Annotated in this window: 25 protein-coding genes; 3 read left to right on the top strand and 22 right to left on the bottom strand. The window is 66.4% G+C overall.

Going from position 1 to position 17,811, the window contains the following annotated elements; all coding sequences use genetic code 11:
- Positions 1 to 61 precede the first annotated feature (61 nt).
- Positions 62 to 1,225, top strand: a complete 1,164-nt coding sequence (locus CDA09_RS04355; RefSeq protein WP_121427498.1) for a Do family serine endopeptidase — start codon at positions 62 to 64, stop codon at positions 1,223 to 1,225.
- Between the two features lie 24 nt (positions 1,226 to 1,249).
- On the opposite strand, the gene tatC is transcribed toward CDA09_RS04355, so the two are convergent.
- The 10 genes from tatC to hisB form a co-directional block, all read right to left on the bottom strand.
- Positions 1,250 to 2,011 (bottom strand): twin-arginine translocase subunit TatC, encoded by a 762-nt coding sequence (gene tatC, locus CDA09_RS04350; protein ID WP_121427497.1) that lies wholly within the window; start codon positions 2,009 to 2,011, stop codon positions 1,250 to 1,252.
- Complete coding sequence (gene tatB / locus CDA09_RS04345; RefSeq protein WP_121427496.1) at positions 2,008 to 2,538, bottom strand: Sec-independent protein translocase protein TatB; 531 nt, start codon at positions 2,536 to 2,538, stop codon at positions 2,008 to 2,010. Before tatB ends, tatC begins: the two co-directional genes overlap by 4 nt.
- A gap of 103 nt (positions 2,539 to 2,641) precedes the next feature.
- On the bottom strand, positions 2,642 to 2,866 hold the full coding sequence (gene tatA, locus CDA09_RS04340) for a Sec-independent protein translocase subunit TatA (protein WP_121427495.1): 225 nt from the start codon (positions 2,864 to 2,866) through the stop codon (positions 2,642 to 2,644).
- Between the two features lie 10 nt (positions 2,867 to 2,876).
- A complete protein-coding gene (locus CDA09_RS04335; protein WP_121430729.1) occupies positions 2,877 to 3,224 on the bottom strand; it encodes a histidine triad nucleotide-binding protein in 348 nt (115 codons plus the stop codon).
- Between the two features lie 7 nt (positions 3,225 to 3,231).
- A complete protein-coding gene (locus CDA09_RS04330; RefSeq protein WP_121427494.1) occupies positions 3,232 to 3,558 on the bottom strand; it encodes a phosphoribosyl-ATP diphosphatase in 327 nt (108 codons plus the stop codon).
- On the bottom strand, positions 3,555 to 3,956 hold the full coding sequence (gene hisI, locus CDA09_RS04325; protein WP_121427493.1) for a phosphoribosyl-AMP cyclohydrolase: 402 nt from the start codon (positions 3,954 to 3,956) through the stop codon (positions 3,555 to 3,557). The genes CDA09_RS04330 and hisI overlap by 4 nt, the downstream gene beginning before the upstream one ends.
- Entirely contained in the window at positions 3,953 to 4,711 is a 759-nt protein-coding gene (gene hisF, locus CDA09_RS04320; RefSeq protein ID WP_121427492.1) for an imidazole glycerol phosphate synthase subunit HisF, read from the bottom strand. The genes hisI and hisF overlap by 4 nt, the downstream gene beginning before the upstream one ends.
- A complete protein-coding gene (hisA, locus tag CDA09_RS04315; protein ID WP_121427491.1) occupies positions 4,711 to 5,460 on the bottom strand; it encodes a 1-(5-phosphoribosyl)-5-[(5-phosphoribosylamino)methylideneamino]imidazole-4-carboxamide isomerase in 750 nt (249 codons plus the stop codon). The genes hisF and hisA overlap by 1 nt, the downstream gene beginning before the upstream one ends.
- Before the next feature lie 63 nt (positions 5,461 to 5,523).
- On the bottom strand, positions 5,524 to 6,162 hold the full coding sequence (gene hisH, locus CDA09_RS04310) for an imidazole glycerol phosphate synthase subunit HisH (RefSeq protein WP_121427490.1): 639 nt from the start codon (positions 6,160 to 6,162) through the stop codon (positions 5,524 to 5,526).
- A 43-nt stretch (positions 6,163 to 6,205) separates the two neighbouring features.
- Complete coding sequence (gene hisB / locus CDA09_RS04305; RefSeq protein WP_121427489.1) at positions 6,206 to 6,793, bottom strand: imidazoleglycerol-phosphate dehydratase HisB; 588 nt, start codon at positions 6,791 to 6,793, stop codon at positions 6,206 to 6,208.
- Positions 6,794 to 6,960: 167 nt separating this feature from the next.
- On the opposite strand from hisB, the gene hisC reads away from it, so the two are divergent.
- On the top strand, positions 6,961 to 8,031 hold the full coding sequence (gene hisC / locus CDA09_RS04300; RefSeq protein WP_121427488.1) for a histidinol-phosphate transaminase: 1,071 nt from the start codon (positions 6,961 to 6,963) through the stop codon (positions 8,029 to 8,031).
- Positions 8,032 to 8,097: 66 nt separating this feature from the next.
- Here hisC and hisD read toward each other — a convergent pair whose 3' ends face one another.
- Complete coding sequence (gene hisD, locus CDA09_RS04295) at positions 8,098 to 9,411, bottom strand: histidinol dehydrogenase (protein ID WP_121427487.1); 1,314 nt, start codon at positions 9,409 to 9,411, stop codon at positions 8,098 to 8,100.
- Complete coding sequence (gene hisG, locus CDA09_RS04290) at positions 9,408 to 10,049, bottom strand: ATP phosphoribosyltransferase (protein ID WP_121427486.1); 642 nt, start codon at positions 10,047 to 10,049, stop codon at positions 9,408 to 9,410. Before hisG ends, hisD begins: the two co-directional genes overlap by 4 nt.
- Positions 10,050 to 10,179: 130 nt before the next feature.
- Between hisG and rnk the strand changes: the two genes are divergently transcribed.
- Positions 10,180 to 10,587: a nucleoside diphosphate kinase regulator gene (rnk, locus tag CDA09_RS04285; RefSeq protein WP_121427485.1), complete on the top strand. Its 408-nt coding sequence runs from the start codon at positions 10,180 to 10,182 to the stop codon at positions 10,585 to 10,587.
- A gap of 46 nt (positions 10,588 to 10,633) precedes the next feature.
- Here rnk and murA read toward each other — a convergent pair whose 3' ends face one another.
- From murA to CDA09_RS04235, 10 genes are read right to left on the bottom strand one after another with little or no spacing between them, the layout of a single operon-like run.
- The gene (murA, locus tag CDA09_RS04280; protein ID WP_121427484.1) at positions 10,634 to 11,896 is read right to left on the bottom strand and encodes a UDP-N-acetylglucosamine 1-carboxyvinyltransferase; all 1,263 of its coding nucleotides are present in this window, start codon (positions 11,894 to 11,896) and stop codon (positions 10,634 to 10,636) included.
- A 10-nt stretch (positions 11,897 to 11,906) separates the two neighbouring features.
- Positions 11,907 to 12,164 (bottom strand): BolA family protein, encoded by a 258-nt coding sequence (locus CDA09_RS04275; RefSeq protein WP_121430728.1) that lies wholly within the window; start codon positions 12,162 to 12,164, stop codon positions 11,907 to 11,909.
- 11 nt (positions 12,165 to 12,175) lie between these two features.
- Positions 12,176 to 12,946 carry an ABC transporter permease gene (locus CDA09_RS04270; RefSeq protein WP_121427483.1) on the bottom strand — a complete coding sequence of 257 codons (771 nt, stop codon included), beginning with the start codon at positions 12,944 to 12,946 and terminating at the stop codon, positions 12,176 to 12,178.
- A complete protein-coding gene (locus tag CDA09_RS04265; protein WP_121427482.1) occupies positions 12,936 to 13,832 on the bottom strand; it encodes an ABC transporter ATP-binding protein in 897 nt (298 codons plus the stop codon). The genes CDA09_RS04270 and CDA09_RS04265 overlap by 11 nt, the downstream gene beginning before the upstream one ends.
- A 13-nt stretch (positions 13,833 to 13,845) precedes the next feature.
- A complete protein-coding gene (locus tag CDA09_RS04260) occupies positions 13,846 to 14,130 on the bottom strand; it encodes an STAS domain-containing protein (RefSeq protein ID WP_121427481.1) in 285 nt (94 codons plus the stop codon).
- Complete coding sequence (locus CDA09_RS04255; protein ID WP_121427480.1) at positions 14,127 to 14,747, bottom strand: MlaC/ttg2D family ABC transporter substrate-binding protein; 621 nt, start codon at positions 14,745 to 14,747, stop codon at positions 14,127 to 14,129. The genes CDA09_RS04260 and CDA09_RS04255 overlap by 4 nt, the downstream gene beginning before the upstream one ends.
- A 51-nt stretch (positions 14,748 to 14,798) precedes the next feature.
- Complete coding sequence (locus CDA09_RS04250) at positions 14,799 to 15,566, bottom strand: MlaA family lipoprotein (protein WP_121427479.1); 768 nt, start codon at positions 15,564 to 15,566, stop codon at positions 14,799 to 14,801.
- Between the two features lie 28 nt (positions 15,567 to 15,594).
- Entirely contained in the window at positions 15,595 to 16,071 is a 477-nt protein-coding gene (gene mlaD, locus CDA09_RS04245; RefSeq protein ID WP_121427478.1) for an outer membrane lipid asymmetry maintenance protein MlaD, read from the bottom strand.
- The gene (mlaE, locus tag CDA09_RS04240) at positions 16,068 to 16,862 is read right to left on the bottom strand and encodes a lipid asymmetry maintenance ABC transporter permease subunit MlaE (RefSeq protein ID WP_121427477.1); all 795 of its coding nucleotides are present in this window, start codon (positions 16,860 to 16,862) and stop codon (positions 16,068 to 16,070) included. The genes mlaD and mlaE overlap by 4 nt, the downstream gene beginning before the upstream one ends.
- Positions 16,859 to 17,677 (bottom strand): ABC transporter ATP-binding protein, encoded by an 819-nt coding sequence (locus CDA09_RS04235; protein WP_121427476.1) that lies wholly within the window; start codon positions 17,675 to 17,677, stop codon positions 16,859 to 16,861. Before CDA09_RS04235 ends, mlaE begins: the two co-directional genes overlap by 4 nt.
- Positions 17,678 to 17,811 lie beyond the last annotated feature (134 nt).

Raw genomic sequence — 17,811 nt, 5'->3', positions numbered from 1 at the left:
CCTGTCTTCCCGGCCTCACGGCGAGCACGACACAGGCCGCCCGCCCAATTCGAGCAACATTATGCGCCGCCTCTGGCTGATCTTCGCGCAGGCCGTGACCGTGAGCGTCGCGGTGCTGTTTGTACTGAACACGCTGAAGCCGGAATGGTTCAAGGGTGCGGCGCCCGCCGCCGTGGTTTCCATCCTCGAGGCGCCCGGTGCCGGCTCCGCGACGGTGGCCCCGGCACCGAGCTCCTACGCCGACGCGGCCCGGCGCTCGATGCCGGCCGTGGTCCATATCTACACCTCCAAGGACGTCGCCCGTCAGCGCCACCCCCTGCTCGACGACCCTATCTTCCGCCATTTCTTCGGTGACCGGCAGGAGAAGGCCCCCACGCAGCGCGCGGCGGGCCTGGGATCGGGCGTCATCGCCAGCCCGGACGGCTTCATCCTGACCAACAACCACGTCATCGAAGGGGCGGACGAGATCGAAGTCGCACTCAACGATGGCCGCAAGTTTCCCGCGCGCCTCGTCGGCCGCGACCCGGAAACCGATCTCGCCGTGCTCCGGCTGCAGGGCAACGGCAAACTGCCGGCGATCGCCTTCGCCCAGCAGGAAGTCCTGCAGGTCGGCGACGTGGTCCTTGCCATCGGCAATCCCTTCGGCGTCGGGCAGACGGTGACGATGGGCATCGTCTCCGCCCTCGGGCGCAGCCAGCTCGGCATCAACACCTTCGAGAACTACATCCAGACCGACGCGGCGATCAATCCCGGCAACTCCGGCGGCGCGCTCGTCGACAGCCGGGGCGACCTGGTAGGCATCAACACGGCGATCTACTCGCGCTCGGGCGGATCCTTGGGAATCGGCTTCGCGATCCCGGTGTCCATCGCGCGCAATGTGCTGGAGCAGATCGTCTCGACCGGGCACGTCACGCGCGGGTGGATCGGCGTCGAGATCCAGGAGATCACGCCGGAGCTCGCGGAATCCTTCGGTTTCACGGGCACCGAGGGCGCACTCATCGCGGGCGTGCTGCGCGACAGCCCCGCCGAACGCGCCGGCATCCGCCCGGGCGACATCCTCGTCGGCATCGAGGGCAAGCCGGTGCACGACCCCAAGGGAATGCTGGAAATGGTAGCGGGGTTGATGCCCGGGCACAGCGCGAACTTCCGCGTGCGCCGCGCCAAAGCCGAAGTCGATCTGCAGATCGAGATCGGGCGCCGCCCGCCCCCCGCCGCCGAGCGCTGAACACCAGCGCCCCGGGTAAGGGCCTTACTTGCTCTCGATGCGTTCGAGAGCCTCGTCCGCGCCGCTTTCCCGGTTCTTGCTGATCATGCGGGCGATGATGATGCCGGCCTCGTACAGCAGGCACATCGGCACTGCGAGCAGGAGCTGGGACACCACATCCGGAGGCGTGATCACGGCGGCGACGATGAAGGCGCCGACGATCACGTAGGGGCGTGCGTCGACCAGCTTCGCGATGCTGACGACGCCCGTCCTCACGAGCAGGATCACCGCCACGGGCACCTCGAAGGTCAGGCCGAACGCGAGGAACATCGTCATGACGAAGGACAGGTACTGCTCGATGTCCGGCGCCGGCGTGATGCTCTTGGGAGCGAACTGGGCGATGAACTTGAAGACCGTCCCGAACACGAAGAAGTAACAGAACGCCATCCCGAGCAGGAACAGGATCGTGCTGCCGAGTACGAGCGGCAGCCCGAGACGGCGCTCATGGGCGTAGAGGCCCGGCGCGACGAAAGCCCAGGCCTGGTACAGCACGACCGGCAACGCGATCACGAAAGCCGCCAGCATCGTCACCTTGACCGGAACGAAGAAGGGCGTCACGACGCCGGTTGCGATCATGTGCGTACCTTGGGGGAGCGTCCGCATCATTGGTTGCGCGAGGAGGTCGTACACGTCACTCGCCCACGGCATCAGGCACAGGAACACGACGAGGACCGCCAGCATCGCACGCAGCAGGCGGTCGCGCAGCTCGACGAGGTGCGAGATGAAGGTTTCCTGAGCGGTGCTCATGCTTTGTCCGTGGCTTTGTCCGGGGTCGGGGCGGCGGCCGGCGCGGAAGCCGGCCCTGCGGAAGCCGGCCCAAGTCCGAGTTCGAGTTGCCGGCTATCCACCTGCGGCTCGACCGCCGCGCCATCCGCCGCAGCCGCATCGGCGCCAAGGACGGTGACGACCACTGGCGGCGGCGGGGCCTCCGTGACCGGCGTGGGTGTCGTCTCCGGCACTGCCGCCGTGTCGCCGGAAAGGCCGCTCTTCGCTTCCGCCACGGTCTTCTCCAGATCCGCCTCGACGCTCTGGGCCTCGCTGCGCATGGACGACTCGAGCTCGCGCGCCTGCTGCTCGACCTGCTGCTGGAGTTTTTTCAGGTCCTCGAGCTGCATCTCCCGCTGGATGTCGGATTTGACGTCGTTGACGTAGCGCTGGAGTCGCCCGAGAAGATGGCCTGCCGTGCGCGCGACCTTCGGCAGACGCTCGGGCCCAACAACGATGAGCGCCACCACCGCGATGACGATGAGTTCAGAAAAACCGAAATCGAACATGATGTTGGAACCTGTACGAGCCAAACCACGCGCGCGGCGGCGGCATCAAAACGAAGGGGCGCAAAGCCGCCGCGCCCCTGGTTGCCGACGTCGCCCGGCGGGCTCAGGAGTGCAGCCTGTCGGTTTTTTCCCGTGCCTGGACGTCGATGGTCTCACCGCCGATCTTCTGCTGCACGTCGTCGGATTTCTCGGAGTCCTTCATCCCTTCCTTGAAGCCCTTCACCGCGCCTCCCAGATCCTGGCCGATGTTGCGCAGCTTCTTGGTACCGAATACCAGCACGACGATCACCAGAACGATCAGCCAGTGCCAGATACTGAATGAACCCATACTGCTCTCCTTAACGCTTCAACATGGCCGGAAGCACCTCCGGGCCACCCAGGACATGAACGTGCAGATGATACACCTCCTGCCGCCCCACCCTTCCGGTGTTGATGATCGTGCGATAACCCTCGCCGCAGCCGTTTTCGCGCGCGAGCCGGGCTGCGGTGGTCATCACCCGCCCCATGACCTCGACGTGCTCGGGGCCGAGCTCGGCCATCGACGGAACGTGCAGTTTCGGGATCACGAGGAAATGCACCGGAGCGACCGGATTGATGTCGTGAAACGCGAGCACGTGCTCGTCCTCGTACAGCTTCTTCGCCGGAATCTCGCCGGCGGCAATCCGGCAGAAAATGCAATCGCTCATTTTCACCTCAGGCCGTCGTGCGGGACTTCTTCTCGTCAATTCCTGAGACACCTTCGCGGCGCCGGAATTCAGCCAGCACGTCGTCGACCGACAGACCGAAGTGCGCCAGCAGCACCATCGAATGGAACCACAGGTCGGTGACCTCCCAGACGATGTGCAGCATGTCCTTGTCCTTGGCCGCCATGATGGTTTCGGCCGCCTCCTCGGCGACCTTCTTGCAGATCGCGTCGGTGCCCTTGGTGTACAGGCTGCAGACGTAGGAAGAATCGGGATCGGCCTTCTTGCGCTCGGCCAGGGTCGCGGCGACGCGATGCAGCACTTCGATGTCGATCATTTGTAGATGTCCTTGGGATCCTTGAGTACCGGCTCGACGGCTTCCCACGAGCCCTCGGCCAGGTGACGCTGGAAAAAGCAGCTGTGGCGCCCGGTATGGCAGGCGATGCCGCCGATCTGCTCGACCTTGAGCAATACCACATCGTTGTCACAATCGATGCGGATTTCGCGCACCTTCTGCACGTGACCGGACTCCTCGCCCTTGTGCCACAGCTTGCGGCGCGAACGCGACCAGTAGATCGCCTCGCCCGTCTCGGCGGTGCGTTGCAGCGCTTCGCGGTTCATCCACGCGAACATCAGCACGTCGCCGGTCGCCACTTCCTGCGCGATCACGGGCACGAGCCCCTGGTCGTCCCAGCGGATGTCGTTGAGCCAGCGGGCGGAATTGATGGTGCTCACAGTCGTACCTCGATGCCGCGGGCGCGCATCAGCTCCTTCGCTTCACGCACCGTGTGCTGGCCGAAATGGAAGATGCTCGCGGCGAGTACCGCATCCGCGCGTCCCTCGGAGACGCCCTCGGCGAGATGCTCCAGCGTGCCGACACCGCCGCTGGCGATCACGGGGATCGGAACCGCATCCGACACCGCGCGCGTGAGTGCGAGGTCGAAACCGATCTTCGTGCCGTCGCGGTCCATGCTCGTGAGGAGGATCTCGCCGGCGCCGAGGGCGGCGACTTTCTTCGCCCACTCGATCGCGTCGAGCCCGGTGTTGTTGCGACCGCCGTGGGTGAACACTTCCCACTTGCCGGGGGCAGTCTGCTTCGCGTCGATCGCGACGACGATGCACTGACTGCCGACCTTGCCGGCCGCATCGGCGACGACCTGCGGATTATTCACTGCGGCGGTGTTGATGCTGACCTTGTCGGCGCCCGCATTGAGGAGGCGGCGGACATCCGCGACCGTGCGCACGCCGCCGCCCACCGTCAGCGGAATGAAGACCTGCTCGGCGACCTGCTCGACCACGTGGACGATCGTGTCGCGCGCGTCGGAGCTCGCTGTGATGTCGAGAAAGGTGATCTCGTCGGCGCCCTGCTCGTCGTAGCGGCGGGCGATCTCGACCGGGTCGCCCGCGTCGCGCAATTCGACGAAATTGACGCCCTTCACGACACGCCCGGCATTCACGTCCAGGCAGGGGATGATGCGCTTGGCGAGCATCAGGCGGTTTCGCCGCTGAGTTCGTCCGCGCGCGCCTGCGCGGCGGCGAAATCGAGCGTGCCTTCGTAGATCGCGCGACCGGTGATCGCGCCGGTGATGCCTTCCGACTCGACCGCGCACAGGGCGTCGATGTCGGCCAGCGAAGCGATGCCGCCACTGGCGATGACCGGGATGCGCAGCGCCTGCGCGAGGCGCACGGTAGCCTCGATGTTCACGCCGGAGAGCATGCCGTCGCGGCCGATATCGGTATAGATCACGCCTTCGACGCCGTAGTCCTCGTACTTCTTCGCGAGGTCGACGACGTCGTGGCCGGTCATCTTCGACCAGCCGTCGACGGCGACCTTGCCGTCCTTGGCATCGAGGCCGACGATGATGTGGCCCGGAAAGGCGCCGCACGCATCGTGCAGGAAGCCGGGGTTTTTCACCGCGGCCGTGCCGATGATGATGTACGAGATGCCGTTGTCGAGGTAGTGCTCGATCGTGTCGAGGTCGCGAATACCGCCGCCCAGCTGGACGGGGATATCGTCGCCCACCTCATCGACGATCGCACGGATCGCCGTGCCGTTCTTGGGCTTGCCGGCAAAGGCGCCATTGAGGTCCACGAGGTGCAGACGACGCGCACCGAGGTCGATCCAGTGCCGCGCCATCGCGGCCGGTTGCTCGGAGAACACCGTGGCGTCGTCCATCTCGCCCTGCTTGAGGCGCACGCACTGGCCGTCCTTCAGATCGATAGCGGGAATCAGCAGCATACGGGGAAGAGTTGCATTTCAGGTGTGGAAGGGAGCCGACGGACGAAGTCTCGACGGCGCTCGTCAGGGAGCCCAGGAGATGAAATTTGCAAGCATCCGCAGGCCCGCCTGCGCACTCTTTTCGGGATGGAACTGAACCGCGAAGATGTTATCCCGCGCGACTGCACTGGTAAACATCAAACCGTAAGCGGTTTCGGCCGCAACCAGCGAACGCTCGTCGGGCTGGACGAAATAGCTGTGCACGAAATAGAAGCGCTCGCCGTCGGGAATGCCCTCCCACAGCGGATGGGCGACGCGCTGCTGCACGCCGTTCCAGCCCATGTGCGGCACCTTCAGGCGCGAACCGTCGGCGGCGACCATCTTCGCGTCGGGGAAGCGGATGACCTTGCCGGGCAGGATGCCCAGACCGGGCACGTCGCCTTCCTCGCTGTGGCCGAAGAGCATCTGCTGGCCAATGCAGATGCCGAGGAAAGGCTTGGATGCAGCGGCCTCGAGCACGGCGCGGCGCAGGCCGCGCAGTTCCAGTTCGCGCATGCAGTCGGGCATCGCGCCCTGCCCCGGGAACACCACGCGCCCGGCGGCGGCAACGACCGACGGGTCGGAGGTCACGACGACTGTTCTGCCGGGGGCAACATGTTCGACCGCCTTGGCAACCGAACGCAGGTTGCCCATGCCGTAGTCGATGATGGCTACGTCGCTCATCGCGGAATCGCTCGCAGGAAAAATCGGAAGGCTTGGCGGAAACTCAGAGAGCGCCCTTGGTCGACGGGATCACGCCGGCGGCGCGCTCGTCGCGCTGGGCCGCCATGCGCAGCGCACGACCGAAGGCCTTGAAGATGGTTTCGCACTGGTGATGGGCGTTGTCGCCGCGCAGGTTGTCGACATGCACGGTCACGCCGGCATGATTGACGAAGCCCTGGAAGAATTCGCGCGCGAGATCGACGTCGAAGTTGCCGATGCGCGCACGCGTGTAATTCACGAAATAGTGCAGGCCGGGGCGGCCGGAGAAGTCGACGACGACGCGCGACAGCGCCTCGTCGAGCGGCACGTAGGCGTGGCCGTAGCGGAAGATGCCTTTCTTGTCGCCGAGCGCCTGCGCAAAGGCCTGGCCCAGCGTGATGCCGACATCCTCGACGGTGTGGTGGTCGTCGATGTGGGTGTCGCCTTCGGCCTTGATGTCGAGGTCGATCGCGCCGTGGCGGGCGATCTGGTCGAGCATGTGGTCGAAAAAGGGCACGCCCGTGGCGAGACTGGCCTTGCCGCTGCCGTCCAGGTCGATGCGGACGGTGATCCGGGTTTCCAGGGTATCGCGAGTGACTTCGGCTTGCCGCATGGGATTCTGCTTGAAAATAAGGGATCCGGGCGCGTTCGGGCGCCATTCTCGGGCATGATACCATCGCCTGACTGTCCCGCCGCAATGCCGGCAGCGGGGGCGCCACATGCGGTCTGCCGCAACCGGGCGCTCCCGGGGACTCCTACAACCCAGCATCCGATCCGCTGATGAGCCAATACTGGAGTGCCGTCGTCCACGGCCTGACCCCCTACGTCCCGGGCGAACAGCCCAAGATTGCCAACCTGGTCAAGCTCAACACCAACGAGCATCCGTACGGCCCCTCGCCGAAGGCGATCGCGGCGATCAGGACGGAGGCATCGGACGCGCTGCGCCTCTACCCCGACCCGACCTCGGAGCGCCTGCGAGCCGCCATCGCCGCACGCCACGGCGTCACGACGCAGGAGGTCTTCGTCGGCAACGGTTCCGACGAAGTGCTGGCGCACGCCTTTCTGGCACTGCTGAAGCATGATCGGCCGCTGCGCTTCCCCGACATCTCGTACAGCTTCTACCCGGTGTATTGCGGCCTGTACGGGATCGGATTCGAGACGGTCGCGCTCGACGAGCACCTCGCGATCCGCCCCGAAGACTACCTGCCTGCGGCCGGCAAGGCGGCGGGCGGTATCATCTTCCCGAACCCCAATGCCCCGACCGGGCGCCTGCTGCCGCTCGCCGAAATCGAGCGCATCGTCGCGGGCAACCCGCAGTGCGTGGTCGTCATCGACGAGGCCTATGTCGACTTCGGCGGCGAGTCGGCGATTCCGCTCACGGCGCGCTATCCGAACCTGCTGGTCGTGCAGACCTTCTCCAAGTCGCGGTCGCTCGCCGGCCTGCGCGTGGGCTTCGCGATCGGCCACGCGGACCTCGTCGAGGCGCTGGTACGCGTGAAGGACAGCTTCAACTCCTATCCGCTGGACCGGCTGGCGATCGTCGGTGCGGTCGCGGCGATCGAGGACGAGGAGTACTTCGAGCGCACGCGCCAGGCGGTGATGCGCACGCGCGGCCAGCTCGTCGCGGACCTCGCCTCGCTCGGCTTCGAGGTGCTGCCCTCGGCGGCGAACTTCGTATTCGCGACGCACCCCGCGCGCGACGCGGGCGAGCTCGCAGCCGAACTGCGCCAGCGCGCGATCATCGTGCGCCACTTCCGCCAGCCGCGCATCGAGCAGTTCCTGCGCATCACCGTCGGCACGGACGAGCAGTGCGGCGCGCTGATCGGGGCGCTGCGGGAGATCCTCGCGTAAACGCGGCAAGGGCGCCCCGTCGGGACGCCCTTGCCGGATTCCGGCGCGCGCCCACGGCGCGGCGGCTCACTTGTGCAGTCGCAGCTCCGCGGAGCGCGCGTGCGCCTGCAGGCCTTCGCCATGCGCGAGCGTCGAGGCGATGCGGCCCAGCGTCTGCGCGCCCGCTTCCGAGATCTGGATGATGCTGGTGCGCTTCTGGAAATCGTACACGCCCAGCGGCGACGAGAAGCGCGCGCTGCGCATCGTCGGCAGCACGTGGTTGGGGCCGGCACAATAGTCGCCGAGCGCCTCGACCGCCCAGTGGCCGACGAAGATCGCGCCGGCGTGGCGGATGCGGTCGATCCACGGCTCGGGTTCGTCGAGCGACAGCTCCAGGTGTTCGGGGGCGATGCGGTTGGCGATCGCGCAGGCCTGCTCCAGGCTCGCGACGTGGATCAGCGCGCCGCGGTTCGCGAGCGACGCGGCGATGGTCTCGCGGCGCGGCATCGTCGGCAGCAGGCGCTCGATCGAGGACTCGACCGCGTCGAGGAAGGCGGAGTCGGTACACAGCAGGATGGGCTGCGCGAGCTCGTCGTGCTCGGCCTGCGCGAAGAGGTCCATCGCGACCCAGTCCGCGTGGCCGCTGCCGTCCGAGATCACGAGCACTTCGGAAGGCCCCGCCACCATGTCGATGCCGACCGTGCCGAATACGCGGCGCTTGGCCTCGGCGACATAGGCGTTGCCGGGGCCGACGATCTTGTCGACCTGCGGCAGGGTCTGCGTGCCGTAGGCGAGTGCGGCGACGGCCTGCGCGCCGCCAATCGTGAACACGCGGTCGACGCCGGTGATCGCCGCGGCGGCCAGCACGAGCGGATTCTTCTCGCCATTCGGGGTCGGCACGACCATGATCAACTCGCCGACGCCTGCGACCTTGGCTGGCACGGCGTTCATCAGCACGGAGCTCGGGTAGGAGGCGCGCCCGCCCGGCACGTACAGGCCGACGCGATCGAGGGGGGTGATCTTCTGGCCGAGGCGCGTGCCGTCGGCCTCGACGTAATCCCAGGATTCGGCGCGCTGGCGCTCGTGGTAGATGCGCACCCGGTCGGCGGCGATGCGAAGGGCCTCGCGCTGCTCGACGGTCAGGCTGTCGAGGGCCGCCTTGAGCTCCGATTTGGGCAGCTCGAGCTCGGCCATCGACTTCACGTCGAGGCGGTCGAAGCGGCGCGTGTATTCGATCACCGCGGGGTCGCCAGTGGTTCGCACCGCGCCGAGGATCTCGGTGACGGCCGCGTCGATGCGCGCATCGGCACTGCCCTCGAACGCGAGGAGCGCATCCAGCGTCGGCAGGAAATCGGGATCGCGCGCGTCGAGGCGGCGGATCCTGCGGCTCGCATCACTCATTTCACCGCTCCGGCAAAAGCGTCCAGCACCGGCTGGAGGAGTTCGCGCTTCAATTTCAGCGAGGCCTGATTCACGACCAGTCGCGAGCTGATCTGCATGATCTCCTCGACTTCCTCGAGGTTGTTCGCGCGCAACGTGTTGCCGCTCGAGACGAGGTCGACGATCGCGTCGGCGAGTCCAACCAGCGGGGCGAGCTCCATCGAGCCGTACAGCTTGATGAGATCGACATGCACGCCCTTCGCGGCGAAGTGCGCCTTGGCGCTGTTGATGTATTTTGTCGCGACGCGGATGCGCCCGCCGGGGCGCGTCGCCGCGGCATAGTCGAAGCCCTTCTGCGTCGCGACGCACAGGCGGCACTTCGCGATGTTGAGGTCCAGCGGCTGGTACAGCCCTGCTCCGCCATGCTCGAGCAGCACGTCCTTGCCGGCGATGCCGAGGTCGGCCGCGCCGTACTGCACGTAGGTCGGCGTATCGGTCGCGCGCACGATCACGAGGCGCACGTCCGGGCGGTTGGTGCCGATGATGAGCTTGCGCGAAGTCTCGGGGTTGTCGGTCGGCGTGATGCCGGCCGCCGCGAGCAGCGGCAGCGTTTCCTCGAAGATGCGGCCCTTGGAGAGGGCGAGGGTGATGCTGGACACAGCGTGCCTCGGGAAAAATCGGGCTGACATTGTAACCCGCCCGCCCTTCTGTTAGCCTTCATGTGCTGGCTGGACCGCGCTGCGGTTCGGCCTTTTTTACTTTTGGCGCGAAGCAGGGAGTCGAAACACCATGAAACCGGACATCGTGATCTCGTCGCAGGACCTCGAACGCCTGGAGGGGCTGCTGGCCGCGCCGGTCGCCCGCAACCGCAGTGACCTCGACGCCCTGCGCGACGAACTCGCGCGCGCGGACGTCCGCGAACCACGGGACATGCCGACCAACGTCATCACGATGAACAGCCGCGCACGCTTCCGCGAACTGTCGGGTGGCCAGGAGCACGAGCTGACATTGGTCTACCCGGGCGACGCGACTCCCGACGCGGGCAAGGTGTCGGTCTTCACGCCGGCCGGCAGCGCCCTGCTGGGCCTGTCCGTGGGCCAGGCGATCGAGTGGGTGAACGCCGACAGGCGCCCGATCAAGCTCGAGGTGCTCGCGGTGACCTGGCAGCCCGAGGCTTCGGGGCGCTTCGACCTGTAATCGCAACGGGCGCCGGCGGAAAGGCCGGCACCCGCATCACTCGGACTCAGGCGAGTCGCCGCACCCGCGCGCCGAGATCGGCGAGCTTCTGCTCGAGTCGCTCGTAGCCGCGGTCGAGGTGATAGATGCGCTCGATGACGGTTTCGCCCTCGGCGACGAGGCCGGCGATCACCAGGCTCGCGGACGCGCGCAGGTCGGTCGCCATCACGGTCGCCCCCTGCAGCCGCTCGACGCCCTGCACCATCGCGGTATTGCCGTCGATGCGAATATCGGCGCCGAGGCGCTGGAGCTCGACCGCATGCATGAAGCGGTTCTCGAAGATCGTCTCGCGGATCACCGCGGCGCCATCCGCGACCGCGTTGATCGCCATGAACTGCGCCTGCATGTCGGTCGGGAAGGCCGGATACGGCGAGGTGCGGAGGCTCACGGACGTGAGGCGCCGGGGCGCCTTCAGGCGGATCGCATCGCGCTCGCTGACGACATCGCAGCCGGCGTCCATCAGCTTGTCGATGACGATGTCGAGATAAGCCGACGAGGTGCGCGTGAGGCGGATCTCGCCCCCCGTCGCCGCGGCGGCGCACAGGTAGGTGCCGGTCTCGATGCGGTCCGGCATGATCCGGTGGGTCGCGCCCGACAGGCGCTCGACGCCGCGGATGCGGATCACGTCGGTGCCGGCGCCCGAGATGCGGGCGCCCATCGCGACGAGGCAGTTCGCCAGGTCGACCACCTCGGGCTCACGCGCGGCGTTCTCGATGATGGTCTCGCCGTCGGCGAGACAGGCGGCCATCATCAGGTTTTCGGTCCCGGTGACGGTGACCATGTCGGTGAAGAGGCGCGCGCCCTGGAGGCGCGGGACCTTCGCATGGACGTAACCGTGTTCCACGGTGACCTGCGCGCCCATCGCCTGCAGCCCCTTGATGTGCTGATCCACCGGCCGCGCGCCGATCGCGCAACCGCCGGGCAGGCTCACCTTGGCCTCGCCGCAGCGCGCCACCAGCGGACCCAGCACGAGGATCGACGCACGCATGGTCTTGACCATCTCGTAGGTCGCGACCGGGTTGTCGAGCGCCGAGGCGTCGAGCGTCACGGTGCCGACCTCGCTGCCGGAGCCGCGATTGACCTTCACGCCCATCTGCGCGAGGAGTTTCAGCAGTGTGCCGATGTCGTTCAGCTGCGGCACGTTCGTAAACGTGACCGGCTCGCACGTGAGCAGCGCTGCGCACAGGATGGGCAGCGCCGCGTTCTTCGCGCCGGAAATGGCGGTCTCGCCCGCGAGGCGGGAACCGCCTTCAATCAGAAGCTTGTCCATCGCGTCCTGCTCAGAAACCCAGGTCGGTACGGACTTCGGCCCACTTCGCCGGCGTGAAGGTCTGCAGCTGCAGGGCGTGGATCTCGTTGCCCATCAGCTTGCCGAGCGTCGCATACACCGCCTGGTGCTGGCGCACCTTCAGCTTGCCCTCGAATTCGGCGCTGACGACGATGCCGGTGAAATGCACCCCGTCATCCCCCTGGATCTCGACGAATTCGCAGGGCATGCCCTGCTCGATGAGACGCTTGATTTCTGCTGCTTCAAACATTTTGACCACCCTCAAGCCCGCAGCTTGTAGCCCCGGGCGAGCATCGCCAGAGTCAGCACTGCGAGGAACACGAAACAGATACCCACGACCGCAAGGCTCAGCCACGGCGAAACGTCGGACTGGCCGAAGAAGCCATAGCGGAAACCGTCGATCATGAAGAAAAACGGATTGATGTGCGAGACCTTCTGCCAGAAATCCGGCAGCGAACGGATCGAGTAGAACACGCCGGAGAGCATCGTCAGCGGCATGATCAGGAAGTTCTGGAAGCCCGCAAGCTGGTCGAACTTGTCCGCCCAGATGCCCGCGATCACGCCCAGCGAGCCGAGGATCGCGCCGCCCATCAGCCCGAAGGCGAAGATCCAGCCGGGGGCCGCGAGCGGCAAATTGACGAAGGGCAGCGACACGAGCAGCACGCCCACGCCGACGAACAGCCCGCGCAACATCGACGCGATCACGTAGGCCGCGTAGAACTCGCGGTAGGACAGCGGCGGCAGCAGCACGAAGATGATGTTGCCGGTGATCTTGCTCTGGATCAGCGACGAGGAGCTGTTCGCGAACGCGTTCTGCAGCAGCGACATCATCACGAGGCCCGGCACGAGGAAGGCCGTGTAGGCGACTTCGCCATAGACCGTGACGTGCCGGTCGAGCACGTGCGAGAAGATCAGCAGGTACAGCAGCGCGTTGAGGACCGGCGCGCCGACCGTCTGGAAACCCACCTTCCAGAAACGCAGCACTTCCTTGTACAGCAGGGTGCGGAAGCCGGTCAGCGCGTCATGCACCATTCATGACCTCCACGAACACGCGCTCGAGGTCCGCCTCGCCCATGCGCAGTTCGAGAATCCGCGCACCGGCCTCGCGCAGGCGCGCGAGGAGCGGCTCGAGGTCCTCGTAGCGATCCAGCGGGAAGTCGGCCCAGCCGCCGGCTGCAGCGGTGCCGCCCAGCGCCGGCGCCGCCTCGGGGCGCTCCAGGCGGACGCTGAGCGAATGGCTGGCGAAGCGGCGCAGCAGATTCCCGGTCGTATCCAGCGCGACGACCTTGCCGGATTTGAGCATCGCGATGCGGCCGCACAGCGTCTCGGCCTCTTCGAGGTAGTGCGTCGTCAGCACGATCGTGTGACCGTCGCGGTTGAGCTTGCGGATGAAGTGCCACAGCCCCTGGCGCAACTCGACGTCGACGCCCGCGGTCGGCTCGTCGAGCACGATCACCGGCGGGCGATGCACGAGAGCCTGGGCGACGAGCACGCGGCGCTTCATGCCCCCCGAGAGCATGCGCATGTTCGCCTCCGCCTTCGCGGTCAGATCGAGGCTCGCGAGGATCTCGTCGATCCAGTCGTCGTTGTTGCGGATGCCGAAGTAGCCGGACTGGATGCGCAGCAGCTCGCGCACCGAGAAGAAAGGGTCGAAGACCAGTTCCTGCGGCACGACACCGAGATTGCGCCGGGCATTGCGGTAGTCCGAAACGACGTTGAAGCCCATGATCTCGAAGGTTCCGCCATCCGGCCGCACGAGGCCCGAAAGGGCGGAGATGAGCGTCGTCTTGCCTGCCCCGTTCGGCCCGAGCAGGCCGAAGAACTCGCCCTGCGCGACTTCGAGGTCGACGCCGGCAAGCGCCTGCAGGGAACCGTAACGCTTGGTCGCGGAGTCGATCCGTATCGCCGGGACTGTCATCGACGGCAGCGGATCAGGCTTCGGCGGGCAACAGCTCGTCGACACCGTAGAGTGTCGCGAGACTGCGCATCCCCATCGGCATCCCGGTCTGGCGGACGGCGTGTCCGTTCTCGCGCGCGATGCGTATCCAGTCGAACAGCAGCGCGAGCGCGGACGAATCCGCCGCCGTGACGCCGGACAAGTCGACCACCAGATCCTCGGCGCGCGCCTGCGCACGGCCGCGTTCGATCCACTGCGCGGCCGTCGCCATCGTCAGCTCGCCGTCGATGGCGAGGATCCTGCCCGAAACGACGCTCATGAATGCGCCGACGCAGCGAGGTTGCGATTCTTCTGCTCCAGCGACTTGATCAGGCCGTCGACGCCGCCGGTGCGGATCTCCTGCGCGAAAGTGCCGCGGTAGTTGGTGACGAGGCTCACGCCGGCGACGACCACGTCGAACACTTTCCAGCCCTCGGGCGTCTTTTCCAGCGAATAGTCGATGTTGATCGGCTGTGCGCCGGCCTGGCGGATTTCGGTCTGCACGCGCACCGAGGTCTCGGATTCGCCGACCTTCGCAGGCTTGTAGCTGATGCTCTGATCGCGGTACTGCGTCAGCGCGTTGGAATAGGTACGCACGAGCAGGGTGCGGAAGGCCTGGACGAGTTTGCCCTGCTGCTCGGGATTGGCCTCCCGCCAATCCTTGCCGACCGCGAGCATGGTCATGCGGCGGAAGTTGAAATGCGGGAGGACCTTTTCCTCGACGAGATCGATCACGCGGCGGGTGTCACCGGACTGGATGGCCTTGTCCTGACGCACGATGGCGAGGACGTCGTCGCTGACTTCACGCACGAGCACATCGGGTGCCTTGATCGCGTCGGCGGCAAACGCCGGCAGCACCGAGAACATCAGGCACAGGGAAAGCAGGAATTTCTTCATCATCACTCCTCGGGGCGGGCGATCGCACGCCCCCTGTCGTCAGTCATAAACCTATTGCGCATCGGGCTTCACGCGCTGCCCGTCTTGCCGCCCGGCACCGTTCAAATCGGGATCCTCGAGCGGCGGATTGCCGTCGAACACGCGGTAGCGACGCTGCTGCAGGTAGAAGTCGCGCGCGTAGGCGTACTTGTCGAGCGTCCCCTCCTCGAGTGTCTTGTCGATACCGAGCAGGGCCGCGCGGGCATGCACGAAGCGCAGCGCCGTGAGGCTGTTGCGCGTCGGCACGTCGCCGATGCCCCACACGCTGTCGCCGTACAGGTCGACCGGCAGGACGAGCGCATCGCGGATGGTACGCGGCCCGAAGAACGGCGCGACGAAGTAAGCGCCTTCGCCCACGCCCCACCAGCCCAGCGTCTGACCGAAATCCTCGTCGTGCTTGGGCAGATTGAGCTCGCTCGCCACGTCGAAGACCCCGAAGATGCCGACCGTCGAGTTGAGCGCGAAGCGTAGCAGGTCACCCAGGCCATCCGTGAATTTGCCCTGCAACAGGTTGTTGCCGCCGATCCACACGTCGCCGACGTTGCCGAAGAAATTGCCGACACCGGTGCGCACCGGCAGCGGCGCAACCTTGTCATAGGCCCTGGCCACCGGCTGGACTGCAACTTCATCCACCTTCTCGTTGAAGGCGAACATCGCACGGTTGTAGCTTTCGAGCGGATCGTCCGGATTGGCGAGGCGCGCCGTACAGCCGGCGAGCGCGACGACGGCCCCCCCCAGGACAAGCGCCTGCGCAAACTTGGAGGTGATATTTTTTTTCATTGCGAGACTCAGATCGCGTACTGCGGAATCAGTGCGCCGGCGGCGCCGGGTGTTCGGCCGCCTTGTCGAACATGAACTGGCCGATGAGTTTTTCCAGGACAACCGCCGACTGGGTGATCTGCAGCTTGTCCCCGGTCTTCAGCATCGCCTCGTCGCCGCCCGGCTCGAGCCCGACGTACTGCTCGCCGAGGAGGCCCGAAGTCAGGATGGTCGCGATCGTGTCGCGCGGAAACTGGTAGCGCGCGTCGAGCGTAAGCGTCACGACGGCGCGGTAGCTCTTGGTATCGAAGCGGATGTCGCTGACCCGCCCCACGACGACACCGGCGCTCTTGACCGGCGCCCTCGCCTTCAGCCCGCCGATATTGTCGAACTGTCCGCTCACGACATAGGTTTGGCTGGCGTTGGCCGCGCCCAGGTTGCCGACCTTGAACGCGAGGAACATCAGCGCGGCCATGCCGATGACCACGAAGAAACCGACCCACAGGTCGAGCGTTGTACGCCTCATGACTGCCCTCGGAACATAAGAGATGTAAGCACGAAATCGAGCGCCAGGATGGCCAGCGCGGAGGTGACGACGGTGCGGGTGATCGCGCGCGACAGCCCTTCGGCGGTCGGCGTGCAGTCGTACCCCTCGAACACGGCGATCAGCGCGACCGTGGCGCCGAACACGAAACTCTTGATGACGCCGTTCATGATGTCGAAGCGGAAATCCACGGCCGCCTGCATCTGCGACCAGAACGCACCGTCATCGACGCCGATGAAGACGACGCCGATCAGCCAGCCGCCGAAAACGCCCATCGCGGAGAACAGCGCGGCCAGCAGCGGCATCGAGATCACGCCCCCCCAGAAACGCGGCGCGACGACGCGGGCGATGGGATTGACCGCCATCATGTCCATCGCGTCGAGCTGCTCGGTGGTCTTCATCAGGCCGATCTCCGCGGTCACCGCGAGCCCGGCGCGGCTGGCGAAAAGGAGGCCGGCGACGACGGGACCGAGTTCGCGCGTCAGCGACAGCGACACGAGCACGCCGAGCGCGTCGCCCGAACCGTAGCGCTGCAGCGTCTCGTAGCCCTGCAGGCCGAGCACCATGCCGACGAAGAGCCCCGAGACGACGATGATCAGCAGCGACAGCACACCGCTGAAGTAGACCTCGCGCACCGTCAGGTGGATGCGCGCCAGCGACTGCCCCGAATGGCGTAGCAGCAGCATGAAGAAACGCGCGGCGAAACCGATCCGCCACACGCCCTCGACCACCATCGCGCCGAGCCGGCGGATGACGTTCAGCAGGCCGTTCATGCGGCCCTCCCGCCGATCAGGCTCTCGTCCAGCGCTGCCGCCGGGTAGTGGAAAGGCACGGGACCGTCGGCTTCGGCGTGGATGAACTGGTACACCCAGGGATCCTGCGAGGCGCGCAGTTCGTCGGGCGTCCCTTCGCCGACGATACGGCCGTCGGACACGAAATAGATGTAATCGACGATCTGCAGCGACTCCATGATGTCGTGCGTCACCATGATCGTCGTGGCACCGAGCGCGTCGTTGAGCTTGCGGATGAGCTGGCCGATGACGCCGAGCGAGATGGGGTCGAGGCCGGCGAAGGGCTCGTCGTACATGATCAGCATCGGATCGAGCGCGATCGCGCGGGCCAGCGCGACGCGGCGCGCCATGCCGCCCGAAAGTTCCGCGGGCATGAGGTCGGCCGCGCCGCGCAGTCCGACCGCGTTAAGCTTCATCAGCACCATGTCGCGGATCAGGCCGAACGGCAGATCGGTATGCTCGCGCAACGGGAACGCCACATTGTCGAACACGGACATGTCGGTGAACAGCGCCCCGAACTGGAACAGCATGCCCATGCGCCGGCGCATCTCGTACAGTCCTGACGTATTCAGCGATGCGACGTCGCGGCCGGCGACCTCGACGGTGCCGGCCGTCGCGCGCAGCTGCCCGCCGATCAGCCGCAGCAGCGTGGTCTTGCCGCAGCCGCTGCCGCCCATGATCGCAACGACCTTGCCCCGCGGCACCTTCAGGTCGATGCCGCGCAGGATTTCACGCTCGCCATAGGCGAAGCGGACATCCTTCACGCTCACCAGCAGATTGTCGGTTTCGGAAACCAAGTCGCCGCCCCTCGGGGATCGTCAAAGCTGGGTATCTTAGCAGACAGCCCCCGCCAGACCGCCAGCGCGCCCGACCGGATCCGGGACGAATATACGAACACACTGTTGCAAACACCACAGCACTCGACGCAATT

Origin of the sequence: Azoarcus sp. DN11 (assembly GCF_003628555.1) — a bacterium.
Taxonomy (GTDB): domain Bacteria; phylum Pseudomonadota; class Gammaproteobacteria; order Burkholderiales; family Rhodocyclaceae; genus Aromatoleum.
Note: the sequence above shows the minus strand (reverse complement) of the source record. Positions and strands in the feature narration are given on the sequence as shown.

What these genes read in the sequence shown, in the direction of transcription:
- tatC (WP_121427497.1), bottom strand. Translation starts at nt 2,011, where the DNA reads ATGAGCACCGCTCAGGAAACCTTCATCTCGCACCTCGTCGAGCTGCGC.
- rnk (WP_121427485.1), top strand. Translation starts at nt 10,180, where the DNA reads ATGAAACCGGACATCGTGATCTCGTCGCAGGACCTCGAACGCCTGGAG.
- mlaD (WP_121427478.1), bottom strand. Translation starts at nt 16,071, where the DNA reads ATGAGGCGTACAACGCTCGACCTGTGGGTCGGTTTCTTCGTGGTCATC.
- mlaE (WP_121427477.1), bottom strand. Translation starts at nt 16,862, where the DNA reads ATGAACGGCCTGCTGAACGTCATCCGCCGGCTCGGCGCGATGGTGGTC.
- CDA09_RS04255 (WP_121427480.1), bottom strand. Translation starts at nt 14,747, where the DNA reads ATGAAGAAATTCCTGCTTTCCCTGTGCCTGATGTTCTCGGTGCTGCCG.
- tatA (WP_121427495.1), bottom strand. Translation starts at nt 2,866, where the DNA reads ATGGGTTCATTCAGTATCTGGCACTGGCTGATCGTTCTGGTGATCGTC.
- hisH (WP_121427490.1), bottom strand. Translation starts at nt 6,162, where the DNA reads ATGAGCGACGTAGCCATCATCGACTACGGCATGGGCAACCTGCGTTCG.
- murA (WP_121427484.1), bottom strand. Translation starts at nt 11,896, where the DNA reads ATGGACAAGCTTCTGATTGAAGGCGGTTCCCGCCTCGCGGGCGAGACC.
- hisC (WP_121427488.1), top strand. Translation starts at nt 6,961, where the DNA reads ATGAGCCAATACTGGAGTGCCGTCGTCCACGGCCTGACCCCCTACGTC.
- CDA09_RS04260 (WP_121427481.1), bottom strand. Translation starts at nt 14,130, where the DNA reads ATGAGCGTCGTTTCGGGCAGGATCCTCGCCATCGACGGCGAGCTGACG.
- hisD (WP_121427487.1), bottom strand. Translation starts at nt 9,411, where the DNA reads ATGAGTGATGCGAGCCGCAGGATCCGCCGCCTCGACGCGCGCGATCCC.
- CDA09_RS04330 (WP_121427494.1), bottom strand. Translation starts at nt 3,558, where the DNA reads ATGATCGACATCGAAGTGCTGCATCGCGTCGCCGCGACCCTGGCCGAG.
- hisF (WP_121427492.1), bottom strand. Translation starts at nt 4,711, where the DNA reads ATGCTCGCCAAGCGCATCATCCCCTGCCTGGACGTGAATGCCGGGCGT.
- CDA09_RS04335 (WP_121430729.1), bottom strand. Translation starts at nt 3,224, where the DNA reads ATGAGCGATTGCATTTTCTGCCGGATTGCCGCCGGCGAGATTCCGGCG.
- CDA09_RS04275 (WP_121430728.1), bottom strand. Translation starts at nt 12,164, where the DNA reads ATGTTTGAAGCAGCAGAAATCAAGCGTCTCATCGAGCAGGGCATGCCC.
- CDA09_RS04265 (WP_121427482.1), bottom strand. Translation starts at nt 13,832, where the DNA reads ATGACAGTCCCGGCGATACGGATCGACTCCGCGACCAAGCGTTACGGT.
- hisB (WP_121427489.1), bottom strand. Translation starts at nt 6,793, where the DNA reads ATGCGGCAAGCCGAAGTCACTCGCGATACCCTGGAAACCCGGATCACC.
- tatB (WP_121427496.1), bottom strand. Translation starts at nt 2,538, where the DNA reads ATGTTCGATTTCGGTTTTTCTGAACTCATCGTCATCGCGGTGGTGGCG.
- hisA (WP_121427491.1), bottom strand. Translation starts at nt 5,460, where the DNA reads ATGCTGCTGATTCCCGCTATCGATCTGAAGGACGGCCAGTGCGTGCGC.
- CDA09_RS04250 (WP_121427479.1), bottom strand. Translation starts at nt 15,566, where the DNA reads ATGAAAAAAAATATCACCTCCAAGTTTGCGCAGGCGCTTGTCCTGGGG.
- CDA09_RS04270 (WP_121427483.1), bottom strand. Translation starts at nt 12,946, where the DNA reads ATGGTGCATGACGCGCTGACCGGCTTCCGCACCCTGCTGTACAAGGAA.
- CDA09_RS04355 (WP_121427498.1), top strand. Translation starts at nt 62, where the DNA reads ATGCGCCGCCTCTGGCTGATCTTCGCGCAGGCCGTGACCGTGAGCGTC.